This window comes from Photobacterium sp. DNB23_23_1 (assembly GCF_052873815.1).
The window spans coordinates 13052-27668 of the sequence record NZ_JBNNXT010000006.1 but is presented as its reverse complement, the minus strand read 5'-3'; the positions used below and the strand labels follow the sequence as shown (position 1 = coordinate 27668).

Annotated in this window: 13 protein-coding genes; 2 read left to right on the top strand and 11 right to left on the bottom strand. The window is 46.2% G+C overall.

The annotated features are described in order from the left end of the window. Positions 1 to 16: 16 nt before the first annotated feature. Both ACVA53_RS05705 and ACVA53_RS05700 read right to left on the bottom strand, forming a co-directional pair. Positions 17 to 766 (bottom strand): enoyl-CoA hydratase-related protein, encoded by a 750-nt coding sequence (locus ACVA53_RS05705; protein ID WP_446504694.1) that lies wholly within the window; start codon positions 764 to 766, stop codon positions 17 to 19. A gap of 332 nt (positions 767 to 1098) precedes the next feature. Then, positions 1099 to 1320, bottom strand: coding sequence for a VF530 family protein (locus tag ACVA53_RS05700; protein WP_255040876.1), 222 nt, complete (start codon positions 1318 to 1320; stop codon positions 1099 to 1101). A 147-nt stretch (positions 1321 to 1467) separates the two neighbouring features. Between ACVA53_RS05700 and ACVA53_RS05695 the strand changes: the two genes are divergently transcribed. Next, positions 1468 to 1938 (top strand): DUF1456 family protein, encoded by a 471-nt coding sequence (locus tag ACVA53_RS05695; RefSeq protein ID WP_255040875.1) that lies wholly within the window; start codon positions 1468 to 1470, stop codon positions 1936 to 1938. Positions 1939 to 2038: 100 nt separating this feature from the next. Here the strand turns inward: ACVA53_RS05695 and ACVA53_RS05690 are convergent, their stop codons facing one another. From ACVA53_RS05690 to queE, 7 genes are all read right to left on the bottom strand, one after another. After that, positions 2039 to 2617 (bottom strand): hypothetical protein, encoded by a 579-nt coding sequence (locus ACVA53_RS05690; RefSeq protein WP_255040874.1) that lies wholly within the window; start codon positions 2615 to 2617, stop codon positions 2039 to 2041. 302 nt (positions 2618 to 2919) lie between these two features. Then, positions 2920 to 3438, bottom strand: a complete 519-nt coding sequence (locus ACVA53_RS05685; protein WP_255040873.1) for a DUF2937 family protein — start codon at positions 3436 to 3438, stop codon at positions 2920 to 2922. A 244-nt stretch (positions 3439 to 3682) separates the two neighbouring features. Beyond that, the gene (gene asnS / locus ACVA53_RS05680) at positions 3683 to 5083 is read right to left on the bottom strand and encodes an asparagine--tRNA ligase (protein ID WP_255040872.1); all 1401 of its coding nucleotides are present in this window, start codon (positions 5081 to 5083) and stop codon (positions 3683 to 3685) included. Positions 5084 to 5472: 389 nt separating this feature from the next. Then, complete coding sequence (locus ACVA53_RS05675) at positions 5473 to 6081, bottom strand: GNAT family N-acetyltransferase (protein WP_255040871.1); 609 nt, start codon at positions 6079 to 6081, stop codon at positions 5473 to 5475. A gap of 254 nt (positions 6082 to 6335) precedes the next feature. Continuing rightward, positions 6336 to 7202, bottom strand: a complete 867-nt coding sequence (locus tag ACVA53_RS05670) for a helix-turn-helix domain-containing protein (protein ID WP_255040870.1) — start codon at positions 7200 to 7202, stop codon at positions 6336 to 6338. A 173-nt stretch (positions 7203 to 7375) separates the two neighbouring features. After that, entirely contained in the window at positions 7376 to 10228 is a 2853-nt protein-coding gene (locus ACVA53_RS05665) for a hydrogenase expression protein HypA (protein WP_446504693.1), read from the bottom strand. Between the two features lie 175 nt (positions 10229 to 10403). Beyond that, positions 10404 to 11084: a 7-carboxy-7-deazaguanine synthase QueE gene (queE, locus tag ACVA53_RS05660; RefSeq protein ID WP_255040868.1), complete on the bottom strand. Its 681-nt coding sequence runs from the start codon at positions 11082 to 11084 to the stop codon at positions 10404 to 10406. Between the two features lie 254 nt (positions 11085 to 11338). On the opposite strand from queE, the gene mlc reads away from it, so the two are divergent. Beyond that, positions 11339 to 12553 carry a sugar metabolism global transcriptional regulator Mlc gene (gene mlc, locus ACVA53_RS05655; protein WP_255040953.1) on the top strand — a complete coding sequence of 405 codons (1215 nt, stop codon included), beginning with the start codon at positions 11339 to 11341 and terminating at the stop codon, positions 12551 to 12553. 75 nt (positions 12554 to 12628) lie between these two features. Here mlc and ACVA53_RS05650 read toward each other — a convergent pair whose 3' ends face one another. After that, positions 12629 to 13195, bottom strand: coding sequence for an LON peptidase substrate-binding domain-containing protein (locus tag ACVA53_RS05650; RefSeq protein ID WP_255040867.1), 567 nt, complete (start codon positions 13193 to 13195; stop codon positions 12629 to 12631). 118 nt (positions 13196 to 13313) lie between these two features. Further along, positions 13314 to 14594 (bottom strand): adenosylmethionine--8-amino-7-oxononanoate transaminase, encoded by a 1281-nt coding sequence (gene bioA, locus ACVA53_RS05645; RefSeq protein WP_446504692.1) that lies wholly within the window; start codon positions 14592 to 14594, stop codon positions 13314 to 13316. Positions 14595 to 14617: the final 23 nt, after the last annotated feature.

Sequence of the window (14617 nt, the reverse complement as noted above, 5' to 3'; positions counted from 1 at the left end):
GTCAGTAGCCACTTAGCTAGCTAAATTGAGCCGGCCTTTTTTCCAAAAAGGCACTGACCGCCTCCTTGGCCTCTTCACTCCTTATCCTTTTTATTAGCTCGACGTTTTCGTTTTCTATTGTTCGCAGCAGGCGTTCTTTATCTTGTTGTCCGAGCATGCTTTTACTTATTTGCATTGCTTTGGGAGGAAGTTGAGCAATTTGCTCAGCACATTGCAGAGCGGCGTCATCTGGCGTGTTGCTGATTTGGTTGACAAAGCCCAGTGTCAACGCCTCTTCGGCGGTCATCGGTGCACCCAGCAATAGCATTTCTTTGGCTTTTCTTGGGCCGACCAGTTTGGAAAACTCGGTGCTCGAAGCCATTTCTGGACAAAGTCCCAATTGTACAAACGGTGTTTTGAATACGGCGGATGGTGAGCAATACACAACATCGACAAACTGCAACATGGTGGTTCCGATACCTATTGCAGGGCCTGAAACAGAGGCAACGATCGGTGTTTCGCACTCTACCAGTGATTTCATAAACCGCTCGCCATGAAAGTCTGCCATGCCTTGTGAAATAGCCACAAAGTCCTGCATATCATTGCCTCCACAAAAGATGTCCGATAATCCTCGCAATACAATTACACGAGTCTCTGAGGAATTGTTACCCTGTATAATGGTATCTGCCAAGGTGTGATACATGGCTTGATTAAGAGAATTTTTGGCCTCTGGGCGAGTAAGTTGAATATCCAGAATCGGCCCGTTGTGTGTAAGTTGAATATCCATTTCAGCTTTCCTTGAGTGGTAGGAGGAGTCGTATGATTCAATTAATCATGGACAAAGTTCAGCGGGATGCCAACCTACAGCGCAAAAAGTGAGATCGAACGAGGGAAGGCAGAGCTCAATCAAGAGCTATAGTTAATCGAACGGCGTGGAGTGGTTAGGAGGTGTTTATGTTTTGTCCTAGGAGGATACTGAAGCAATTAACACACTATAACCGTGTGTATGCGTGTTCTATCCATGGTCCTTGGACTCGTTGGTCAATGAGTCCGGTATAGCCATGCTGACTCGCCAAAGGAAGCGTGCCAGCAGTTACTTGCTCTGGTCGACGAAGGCAACTAGATAATAAAGGTATCGAGATACAGTTGCTCAACCTCTTTCCTTGCCCATTCAGTACGACGCAAGAACTTCAGGCTCGACTTGATACTCGGGTCGCTGTTGAAACAACGTATTTTGACGATTTTACCAAGTTCTTCCCAGCCATAATGGTCGACGAGCTCTTGCACGATGTTTTGCAGGGTTAGGCCGTGTAATGGGTTGTTTGGTTGGTGCTGGTTCATTGAGTCTGCTTCATGGTTTGATCTGGGAATGGCACTATACCAGCTTGGGTTGCACGATTGAATCTTCAGCGATTAATATCTGTTAGACTATAGAAGAACTTCGCAGCGAGCCATATTGGCAAGGCTGCATTATTTTTAGGATTTATTGTGCTCAATAACGATATCTTGCGACGTATCCGCTACACCTTTGACTTCAACGACTCAGCGATGATCAATATTTTTGCTGCAGCGGAACACGAGGTGACACGTGAGCAAGTTAGTGATTGGTTGAAAAAAGAAGACGATCCTGCATTTAAAAAATGCACAGATCGTGAGTTAGCTATCTTTCTAAATGGTTTGATCAATGAAAAACGTGGCAAAAAAGAAGGCCCACAGGCTGAGCCAGAGTCGCGTCTGACCAATAACATGATCTTCATGAAACTGCGTATTGCGCTGAACTACAAAGCGGAAGATATTCTTGAAATCATGGAGAGTACTGATTTCAATCTGAGCAAGCATGAACTTAGCGCTTTCTTCAGAAAGCCGGACAATAAGCATTACCGTGAGTGTAAAGATCAAATCCTGCGCAACTTTTTGCTTGGTGTGCAGAATAAATTCCGCCCGGAAGCGGCAGAGTAATTCTGATATTAAATCTATCGACGAGTTTGATTAAACCTGATTTGGTTAAGCTTTGAACGATGAAAGAAAGGCTGCCAGTGAGCAGCCTTTTTTATGTTTGTTAGCTGGTTTGCTCATCTAGGCTAATATCACCGTCATGCTGATTTAGCAGCATTTTCTGAACATTGAAGCCGCACAGCATCAAGATCAGGCACCAGTTCAAGAAAGGCAGTGTCCCTTTTTCTAAACTTTCAGAAAGCTGTGCTGGTTTCCATTGAAAAGTGTCGCAAAGGCTTTCAATTGTGATCCCTGTAAAGGTGTTGTCGCCGATTACACGCTTGAACTCTTTTTCCGATGGCATTTCAAAAGCGCTCTTGCTTTTAAATGCGGTTGGTTTGAACGCACGCATCACTTTTCTGGCATCGACTTCAAGAGGCTGACCATTGTTTTGAATATTTGGTCGGCCAACCAGAGCGGCGAGGAAACACCAGCAAGGGTAAGGGATATCCGACAGATTCTCAGGTTCACGCTTGTAGCGAGACATCCAAGCAGAGAGCTTTTTCTCTGGTAGACCCGTTAATTGCGCAAGGGTTGCGCCATCGTAACCATACTCTTTAAGCAGGTTGATAATTTCAGCCACCTCGGAAACGAAGGGTTTTTTCCATTGGTTGGCAGGGGCTAGGGTGACATCTCTGATCATAGTAGGCTCATTGGGTATCTGGCTGTAGCTTGATAGGTTCAAGCGGATTGGCATAAGCTTATGCGAAGCCAATAACTAAGTCTATTGGCTCGTGCCTCCTTGGTATCATTAACCCCATATTTGCTGTTTTCACCAGCAGGTATACCAACCTACATAAATAGTTGATCAGTCTTGCAGGTTAAAATCGCTGTTCTCTGCGTTAGATATTTTGTAATTAGAGCCACTAGTTACTGCAATCTCTGCCTTGATAACAACGATTTTTCCAGTGCAAATACTTGATCAACGACTTATCCAGATTGGTATTAGGTATGTGAAGAAGCTGGGTGAGGGGCTTTGTTCCGGCGACGTTGAAATAACATCAAGGGTAAATACAGCACAGCGTTGAGCCCAAAAGCAATGACCACACAGATAGCAATACTTTCTATATCAACCGGAATACCTGGCTTGAAATGGATTAATACCCGCTGAAGTTCGTTGCCCCTTAATGGGTTAAACATATAAAGCGCTTTTTCGATTAAGTGGCCTTTTGAAAGGGTGGCCATCGCCTGTTCAAGTAACTGGTGCTGTTGGAGAACGTTACGCTTTTGTTCTGCATCGACCCGGACAATAGAGCTCTTTTCCTGTAACAGTGCATTGATCAGACTCTCGGCACTGTCAAAGCCGTGTTGGCGAGCATTGTCTTCATAGCGACTAACTTGCTGCTTGTTAGCATCATAAAAGCCGGAAAGGTACTGCAGGTAATGATCGGCCAGCATGGGGATTTGCAATGTTGCTACCAAGAGCCCACCGAAAATGAGCCTATCAAATATCCGTTTAAACATGTGTACTCCTTGCTGCAAATTGCTCTGAAATTATACCAATCGGCTGTAGTGAGAAAAGCAGCCAAGCCATTGAATATTATTTATAGCGTATTACGACGTATCGATGTTCGGTGGTTGTTAAAAGTGCAGGGGAGAGTATGTGGGATTTTACGAGGCGGAAAACAAACAGGACGAGCATAAAGCTCGCCCTGTGGGGTATGTTTACCTATATCGAAATAGGCTTAGCTTCTCTTCTAACGCTAAGTTAGAAGTTAGCAGAGCGTGGTGCACGTGGGAATGGGATCACATCACGGATGTTAGCCATACCTGTCACGTAAGTGACTAGACGCTCGAAGCCCAGACCGAAACCAGCGTGTGGCACAGTGCCGTAACGGCGCAGATCGCGGTACCAGTTCATGTGCTCAGGGTCGATGTTCATTTCAACCATGCGCTTGTCTAGAAGCTCTAGGCGCTCTTCACGCTGGGAACCACCGATGATCTCACCGATACCCGGTGCAAGAACGTCCATTGCAGCAACTGTTTTGCCATCTTCGTTCATACGCATGTAGAACGCTTTGATGTCTTTCGGGTAGTTCTTAACAACAACCGGTGCCTTGAAGTGTTCTTCAGCTAGGTAGCGTTCGTGCTCAGAAGACATGTCGATGCCCCACTCAACGTCGAACTCGAAGTCACGGCCAGAATCTTTTAGGATCTGGATAGCGTCGGTGTAGTCAACTTGTGCGAAGTCAGACTCAACGAAGTTTTCTAGGCGAGAGATTGCTTCTTTGTTGATGCGTTGAGCGAAGAACTCAAGGTCATCACGGCGCTCTTCAAGAACAGCTTTGAATACATACTTCAGCATGTCTTCTGCAAGCTTTGCTGCATCATCAAGATCTGCGAATGCAACTTCCGGCTCAACCATCCAGAACTCAGCCAGGTGACGGCTTGTGTTCGAGTTTTCAGCACGGAACGTTGGGCCGAATGTGTAAACCTTGCTTAGGGCACAAGCGTATGCTTCAGCGTTCAACTGGCCAGAAACCGTCAGGAAGGTTTCTTTACCAAAGAAGTCTTTGTCGAAGTCTACTTCACCAGCGTCTGTCATTGGTGTGTTCACCAAATCCAGCGTTGAAACGCGGAACATTTCACCAGCACCTTCTGCATCAGATGCAGTGATCAGTGGTGCAGACATCCAGAAGAAGCCTTGCTCGTGGTAAAAACGGTGGATAGCCTGAGATAGGCAGTTACGAACACGTGCAACCGCACCGATTACGTTGGTGCGAGGGCGAAGGTGAGCCACTTCACGAAGGTATTCGATAGAGTGACGAGTTTTCGCCATTGGGTAAGTCTCAGCGTCTTCAACCCAGCCAACCACTTTTACTTCAGTTGCTGCTAGTTCGAAATCTTGACCTTTAGCTGGTGATTCAACAATCTTACCTGTGACCTCAACAGAGCAACCAGTTGTCAGCTTAAGCACTTCTTCCTGGTAATTATTTAACTCATTAGGGACCACGGCCTGAATCGGGTCGAAACAAGAGCCGTCATAAATGGCAAGGAAAGAGATTCCAGCTTTGGAATCACGACGTGAACGGATCCAGCCGCGAACAGTGACTTCACTGTCAACCGCTAGCTTACCGCTAAGTACGTCTGTTACAGGCGCGTAAGTCATGTGTAAATTATTCTCCGTTAAGGCACTTTATTAGTGTACTGCTGGGTATTTTACCCCAATACACAGTCCAAGGAGTCCATATTACCTGTCTTACGTTTAGCATCAACCCTTGTTATTGCTTGAAAGGGTAAATTGATGCAGTAATCGCTCTAATTGTTCTGCTAAGTGTTCAATATTTACACTAATTGCTTTTGATGCCTGGGCATGAGTAGCGGTATCTTCTGCGTGTTGGGTGTCAGTAATGGTCGGGATATTACTGGAGGCTTGATGGGGGCGGGGAGGAAATATTTCGCACAATAAGGTTGATTGAGCGTGAATTATGCAAGGCGGTGATTTGCCTTGCATAATATTTCGTTAGCACACGGAGATCTTCGACTTGTAAGTCGATGTTATGCCGGAGCAAAAAATTGTGCTGCTGTAATACCGTAATAAACTTTATCATCAAACCCTTGTTCGAGTTTGTAATAGTCCTTTTGGCACCCTTCACGTTGGTAGCCACACTTTTCCAGCGTTTTGTACGAACCAACATTTGCCCCGTAGCAGTCTGCACTGATCTTATGGCTACCGAATACGGTGAAGCCAAGTTCCGTCATTAGCTGGCAGGCACTGGTCGCGATGCCTTGTCCCCAAGAGTGAGCCGGTAGTTGGTAACCGACTTCATAGTTGCCCTCACAGAACATCACTTGGGTGATAGCTGCCATGCCCATGTACCGACCCTGCTGATCGCGAATGATGAAGATCGGGTTGTCAGGCCATTCCCCGTTGGCCATGGCTTCTTGGGTATTTTCAATAATGGGTGTGAAGAATCCTTGGTACAAACTCTCATCTGCGGGAGCAAAAAATAGGTATTGGTTTACCTTCTCATCGCCAAGCATGGTGATGATATCGCTCAAGTCCGATGGCTGGATAAGCCGGATGGTCAATGCCTGGTGAAACGCCACTGACTCGCCTTGTTTTAATTTTGAATAAAATCCTGAATTTTCATTTAAATTTGACATGATTACCTCGTTTTCAGGTGGCCATAATAGCGAACCTGATTGGGTAGTAATTGGATTTTTGCGACAAAAAGATAAATAACACCAACCTACATAAATATTTGATCAGTCTTGCAGGTTAAAATCGCTGTTCTCTGCGTTAGATATTTTGTAATTAGAGCGACTAGTTACTGCAATATCTGCCTGGATAACAACGATTGTTCCAGGGCAAATACTTGATCAACGACTTATCCAGATTGGTATAAAAGGGCTGTGGGTTATTCAAAATCACCATAGATGTCGATAGTCAGATCTCGGTTTTCCAGGTAATGGGAAGGTGTACGCTTGAGCTGTTGTTTTAGTTGTCTGATCAGGTGGGACTGGTCGCTAAAGCCAAACTGTTGGGAAAATGCGGTCCAATCGATATCTCCCTGTTTATTGTAGAGAGCTAAAATCATTTGCTCCAGCTTCATCATTAGCTGGTATTTCTTGATGCTTAACCCCGTGACTTGCCGAAAGCTACGCTCCAGAGTACGTCTAGAACACGCGCATTGCTTTGCTAGATGATTAATATCTAAATTGTTCTCAGTCAATTGGTTTTGAGCAGCATTGCTGTGATCCGAACCGCTTTGTTGTTGCTCTAAAAGTGCAATGGTCTTTTGTGTGACGGTGAAGGGCTTATCGATATTATTGGTCAAACTCAATGTTTCAATTTGGTGATTAACACAATCGATGATGTTTTGCTTCGTGTTGCATTGCCATAAAACATTTTGAAAGTGGCTATCAAACATGGGGGGCAGCCAGTCAAACCAGCCACATTGATTAATTAGCCCTTCGGTCGCTTTATTCAGAAGATAGAGCCCTTCGGGGCGAAAGGTAATACCAATGCGCTTGAGCGGCGCGTTATCAACCAGCGTAAGTAGTTGTTCACTGGCTGCAAGCAGGTGGCTCCCGTGACCGGCAATCTGCTCATCACCTTTTTGATAGCAATAGCCTTGGTCCTCCGGAGTAAAGAGAAGGTGCGCCCTAGGATTAGGAATGAGCTGTGGTAGTTGCTCAATAATGTCATCTTGTTCTAATTCTAGATACCAGATCTGGTGGATTAGCCATTCATAGCCTTTAAGTGGCTGCTTCCAAGTGATCATTCACACTACCTTTTCATTGACGCACCGATTTTCTCTTTCTCGAATATTCTAATTCATCCACTGTCAAAATTCGTTGATTTCGAGCTTTGGACATAAAAAGCCCCCCAATAATTGGTGTCCAACTATTGGGGGTCAGTTCTCTTCTCGGGCTTTTTGTTCGTGGTATCGCTAAATTATGGAGCTGTATCCTCAGGGTTATCCAGATAGGCACAAGTCTGGCCATCGTTAAGGATGGTTCCCCCTGGAGGGCCTGCTGGTTCTTCCTCTACTGGTGGCTCTTCTCCCTCAGCAGGTGGTGTGGGCGGTGGCGGCTCAACAGGCACAACATCAGGCACTTGGCTCGCATCGATCAAGGTGACGATGTCACTCCAGATCTCTCCTTCATCACTGCCATAGTTCAAAGTCTCATCGGTTTCCCAGCGGGTCTGGTGGTTAAAGGCTTTGACCGCCAATTTCAAACCGTCGGTATCGGTGATTTGGATCCGTTCGTTCATCGAGCCGTCTACGGCTTCATAGTACAGAGTTCCGTCGTCTTCTATTTTCCAGCGAATGGCGAAGTTGAAACCACAGCCACTTCCATCAACATAACTTCCCTCGAAAAAATCACCATCAAAGTCATCGCTTAATTTTAGGTAACGAGCGGTATTTTCATTACTGTGATTTCCAGTATCACCTCCACTGTCACTAGCAAAAGTCAGGGCTTTATCATCGCTGTTGTTACCAGTCTGGCCAACCAACAGCGCTTCAGTGAAAACAGGGTCGCGACCAAACCAGATTTGTTTACATTGCTGAACTTGGTTGTTGTAGTTGCTTAAGCTTTCCTTGACCGTTGGTGTCGTGGTTTCTGGATCCCAACCGGAGTCACCATCAAGGCATGCCGCTAATGAATCAGGTGCATACTCACGGGCCATCAAGCTGGAAATTTGTGCTTCTTGCCCCTGTTGGCTGAATACCTTAATCGCGAGTAGGTTTTGCTGGTAGTCGTAATTTGTCAGAGACCAGAAATCGAATTCGTCTTCGAGGTTGGTGTTACCAACAAGCTTTAAGTAACCGTCTTCCGTCAGTGACCATGCACGTGATCCGGATTCTTCGTTGGTATTGCGGTAGTGATCCCAGCTGTTGTCACCACGGAGAATGTGGGCGCTGATTTCCCCATCATCACTGATTTGTACCAAGGTCTTATCGACCAAATCATTAACAGATTGAGTGGTGAACCGTTCATCACCGCCACACTCGGTAACCGCATTGAGAAATAGCCCCTCATTGGCTAACTCAGTGTTCCCGAAAGCACACTCGCCAAAGGGTGGCAAGTTATCGCGGGTTGCAGCCGCAAAGATCTGTGCTTTGGCGTCATTGTCGAATCCTGAGAAGTTAAACTCTGCTAATTCAAGAAGTACTTCACCTATATTGACAAAGCCTCGGTCCTCAACAAGGAATAGGTTACGACCATTGAAGGCGTAGTCATCGGAGAGCTGTCTAACAATATCGGGGATATCAAAACGTATAACAGATTTGCCAGCTATAGTGGTTGGCGCCCATACACTGGTATCTTGGATTGTCCATTCGTTAGCAGCAATGCGGCTCCAGTAGCGGACGGTGAAGAAATCATCGTCGATAAATTCTGCTACGATATTGTCACTGAGTTTGAAGCCATTGACTTGTTCGATGGTTATTCCAACATCAAACAAAGAGGTTTTGATATCTTCCAAACTGGTATAGGCGGCTTCTGGTGTTAGGATAGGAGAAACCCGGCAGGTATCTTGATCGTTGGTATTATCGCACAATAAATAAGTTTCGCTTTCTGGTCGCCATGTGAAATAGAAGCCAGAAGAGCCTTCAGTAAAGGTTGTGTCATCGGGTATATAGCGGGTCAGGTAATGGTTGTCCTTGCTGGAAAGAAAGTCGTGCATTTTCTTGCCAGATAGTGAGTAAACCTTGGCTTCCAAGGTGACGCCTCTTTCATCAGAGAGGTTAAGGGCGGCATCTGTCAGTAGGGCATTACGGTCGGTAGCAAATTGTACCTTGAGGTACTCAAACAGCCCCATCCAGCCTTGATCTGTTAATACTTGAGATTTGACATCTTCGGTGCCAAAGCTCGTTGAATTACTCAGGTAGGTGAACATTTCGGTGAGGGTGATATCGTCACTGCCCCTTTTATCCCAATTGTACTCAGTGACGGTGGTTTCGTTGCCGTCATAAGACGTGTTGTCGGCAAAAATCCCTTTACCGTCGTTACCTTCCGTTGTGCTTATTTCCCAGTAACCATCATTTAAGATAGCCAGTATATTGGCGATGGCTGCTGACTGTTCGGTAAAGAATCGCTCCAGCCTGCCTTCGGTCATGGTTTGCACTATGGTGAGGCTCATAAGATCTTTGAGTGATAGACCTTGAACGCCGATTTTAGGGAAGAGCGTGTCACGAATATCAATGGCGATCTTGTTGATGTCTTCAAGGGCGAGGGCGACAGCCCCTTGCGCACCAGATTCAAATACATCATTGAATACTCCCCAGTTTTCGTCTGCAGCCACACGCTGAGCTAGAGCATAGTAGGTGAGCGATAATTCTAGGGATACAGCGAGTCGTTCGGCGGCCAGTGGTGTCATAAATAAGCCATCTGGTAAATTTTCACCGAGCGTAAACTCAGGTACACCGTCGAGGTCAACTAATAGCACCGCATTGATTCTGGCTCGGGTTCCAGCATCAAGCTCGTAGATCCCGTCGCCTTTTGCTTCGAGCCGGGTAATTTCAATTGATTCAAAGACTTTACCTTTGTCATCTAGCCATACAGCGGCAAAGTTCTGTTCGGTAAGGTCTTTCACAGCATTGGCATAAGCCGGCTGAATAAAAGAAAAACGTTGTTGGTTGGCAAGAAGCATACCATCAGGAGCATCGACAGACACCGTGAAGGTTGTCGAAACAGGCACTGGAGTACCCGCGGCAGGCTCGGTTGTGTCACTGCCGCCTCCGCAGGCCGCAAGCAGCAGACTGCTGATAAACAGCAGGGTATATCCCATATAACTGCGCATATTAAATTCCCCAAGAGGTCATGAATCTTTTGTTGGTATTTGTTTTCTGCTGAGTATAGATAGGACAAAAAGGTGCAAAGTTAAGAAAGAAGATGGGTCTCGGATATAGGGCGGCTGTCCTGAAAATAAGACTGCCGCTCAAGGTCTGCTGAAATGCGAGGAAGTGTCAGGTTAGTTATGCAATAGCCAAATACTTGTGGGTTTGGATCGATAGGCGCCAGTTGCGTTTGATACAGGTATCGATGCACAACTCTGTCGCTCTTGGCTTCTGGCTAATCGGCTGCAGTGCGATTTCAACCTCGGTTTTGAGTTGCTTGCCGGCAAGCAACTCATCAAGTTGTTCGATATCTTTTTGGGTACCGACTGGGTGCTTGATCTCATCGGCTCGCCCAAGCGCACTCGCAAGTACTGGCAGCTTGGCCTTCATGTTAATCTTTGGAGACACGGTAACCCAGGTGTTTGGTGTTGCCTGTATTTCGGATGTGCCGCTGGTTTCAATCTGGCAACGGAAGCCGACCTGTTCCAGCGCGGTGGTTAGTGGCAGTAAGTCATAGATACAAGGCTCACCACCAGTAATAACTACGTGCTTGGCGGTGTATTGTTGCTCAGTGAGCAAATTAACGATGCCTTGAGCATCTAGCTCTGTCCAAATAGGTGAATCACCTGTCTTAGCCATGACGTCGACGACAGAGCCGTGATCTTGAGGTTCGGCGCTCCAAGTTTGTTTGGTGTCACACCAGGCACAGCCGACAGGGCAGATTTGGAGCCTGACAAAAATGGCTGGCACACCAGTAAATACGCCTTCGCCTTGGATAGTTTCAAAGACTTCGTTAATTTTGTACACCGTTAACCTCATGGTGGGGGATTTTTGCGACCGGCGATTATCGCAAAATTGCAGCAGGCTGTCTTTAAATAGGTTAATTTTTGCAGTTAAAAAAAAGGAAATATTTTTGCGGTATAATGAGAGCCAGGGCAAGAATTGCGGTGTTTTTCATGATTCGATGTGACCATTGTCACGTACTCAACATAATCGGCTTCACAATTACTTCGCAAAGTAAAAAAATTAAAATGTAATATTAAACAATGACAGATTTTATCGGGAGTTTAGGCATGTATGTCGCTCAGCCAGGTCATATTGACCATATCAAAAGAAATAATGCCGGCAGCGTTTACAAGCTTATTGACTTGTTTGGCCCAATCTCCCGCATTGAGCTTTCCAAACGTAGCCAATTAGCGCCTGCAAGTATAACAAAAATCACTCGTGAATTGATTGAAGCTCACCTGATCAAAGAAACGGCGATCCAAGAGTCGTCCAGTCGAGGCCGGCCTGCTGTAGGCTTGGTGCCGTCCAATGAAGGTTGGCAGTTTATGTCTCTTCGTTTAGGACGGGGTTACCTAACTATTGCGCTACATGAGTTGGGAGGAGATATCTTGGTTGAAGAGCGTCAAGATATAGATGTACTTCATCAAGATGAAGTAATGAAAAAGCTCATCGCTGAAATTCATACCTTTTTCGCCAACCATGTGAGTGAACTTGATCGCATTACTGCTATCGCGGTGACCTTACCGGGGTTGGTTAACTCTTCGACCGGTACAATTATTCAGATGCCGCATTATGATGTTCATAACCTTGAACTCGGGCCAGCGATACATCAAGCGACGGGGTTACCAGTATTTATCGGTAATGACACCCGCTCGTGGGCACTTGCTGAGAAATTGTTTGGTAATTCGCGTGATGTCGCCAATTCCATTTTGGTTTCTATTCATCACGGCGTAGGTGCAGGGATTGTACTTGATAATGTGGTATTGAAAGGAAGGATCGGTAATGTCGGCGAACTTGGCCATATTCAAATTAAGCCTTACGGTAAACGCTGTTACTGCGGTAACCATGGCTGTTTGGAAACGGTAGCGAGCCTGAAGGCCGTTATCGAGCAAGTTGAGCAGCGTTTGCGTGAGGGCCACCCTTCATCACTGCACGGCAAGACTCTGACAATTGAACGTATCTGTGATGCTGCGATGGCAGGAGATACTTTGGCAAGGCAGGTGATAGTTGAATTGGGGCATCATTTAGGGCAGGCCATTGCCATTATGGTGAATTTGTTTAACCCGGAGAAGATCCTTCTCGGCGGTGAATTCAACCGGGCAAAAGATATTCTTTATCCGGCGATTATGGAGTGCGTCCGTAATCAGTCATTACCAGTTTACAATCGTGATTTAGTTATCGAGCAAAGCTCGTTTTATACCCAGGCGACCATGCCAGGTGCGGCTTTAGTCAAACAGGCGATGTACGATGGTCACTTATTGATGAAGTTGATTGAAGGTTAACGGCTTCGACGCGAAGTCATCATGTCTTTGTAAAACTTTCACATCCACAGACATGAGCTTGCATATTATTATTGCCTAACACTCTCTTTTAAGTTGATCGTCAATGACATTGTGCAGAAACGAAAGTGCTGCACGGTGGTCATTGCGACTCATAAACCACTGCTTCTGGTTGGTTTCCAGAGGCAACAATTCAAGCCAGCGTTGGCACACCCAAGTCATGTCATTGTAATCCGGCAACGGATAATTCTCTGCATGTTCGGGGTATTCTTCAAATAGTGCTTTTAAGCTATTGGATATGTCTCGGTCAACGAATTTAATTTGACTTGGCGTCCAGTTGGACATTGATGTGACATCGCCAAACCGCAATCCGTCTTCCTCTTGCCAATGCTTATTGATTACGAATTTTTCCACACCTCTAATGGTAATGCCCAGTAGGCCATCAGGGAGTTTTTCGAAATCCGTTATGATCACTCGGGTTCCGAAATGGCACAGAGAGTCTCCATCTTTCATACAGAGGCCGAAACCGTTGCCGTCACCCATAGCTAGTTTGACTAACCGGGTATAGCGAGGTTCGACAATCCTCAGTTTACTTATCCCACCAGGTAGTAGGTATATCTGTAACGGAAATAGTGGTAATTGCATAGTTCTAGCCTTACTGACGTTATTCATTATAAATACGAGCCAACCATAAGTTGGGATTGCTATAACGTTCAGGAAAAGTATAAGCAGACAATCATTAGAAGTTGTCTGCTTTTCGATACTACTTAAGTGCTAGCTTGATCGCCGAAGTGAGTTGGCTAAGTTGTTGTTGGTTAATGATAAATGGAGGCATTATGTAGACAAGTGTGCCAAAAGGGCGAATCCAGACGCCACTGTCTACAAACGTTTCCTGAATCTTGGCCATATCGACAGGCTCATAAAGCTCAACAACACCGATAGCCCCCAGCCAACGAACAGTCTTGACTTTGGCCAGTTTTTCAATCTCTGGCAACGACTCAGATAATTGTTTTTCAATGTTTTTTACTTGATCATGCCAATGGCCTTGGGCGAGGATATCCAAGCTGGCGTTGGCGACCGCACAGGCCAGCGGGTTACCCATGAATGTTGGTCCGTGCATGAAACACCCGGCTTCTCCGCTGCATACCGTATTTGCGACATGGGTACTGGCGAGGGTGGCGGAAAGTGTCATGTAGCCTCCGGTTAATGCCTTGCCAACACACATAATGTCGGGACTGATACCGGCATGTTCACAAGCAAATAATTTTCCTGTACGCCCAAAACCGGTCGCAATTTCGTCAGCGATAAGCAAGATCCCGTATTTGTCGCATAATTGACGTACCCGCTTGAGGAAGGTTGGATGATAGATCCGCATCCCACCCGCGCCCTGAACGATAGGCTCGATAATGACGGCAGCAACCTCCTTCTGATGTCGTTCTAGTTGATAGCGGAAATCGTCAATATCCGATTCTTGCCATGGTTCGAAAAACCCACATTTCGGTGATTGGACAAAAATATGCTCAGGCAAGAATCCTTTGTACAGGCTGTGCATAGAGTTGTCAGGGTCGGTGACTGACATCGCGGCAAAGGTGTCACCATGGTAGCCGTGCTTGACGGTGAGGAATTTCGGCCGGCGTTCACCTTTGGCATGCCAATATTGCAACGCCATCTTTAGGGACACTTCCACCGCGACAGAACCAGAGTCAGCCAGAAAAACATGCTGGAGAGGCTCCGGTGTGATCTCAACCAGTTTGCGGCAGAGCTCCACTGCAGGCTGGTGAGTAATGCCACCAAACATAACGTGTGACATCTTGTCGAGCTGGGCTTTGGCTGCTTCTGTCAGAGTTGGGTGGTTATAGCCATGGATTGTTGACCACCATGACGACATCCCGTCAATAATTTCCCTGCCGTCCTCAAGTTGCAAATATACCCCATTGGCACTGATCACCGGATAGCATGGCAGTGGGGTGAGTGTTGACGTGTATGGGTGCCAGACATGCTGCTGGTCAAATTCCAAATCGACCTTGTTGTTTGCTTTTTGCACAGTTGTAAACCTTGCTCCTTGTT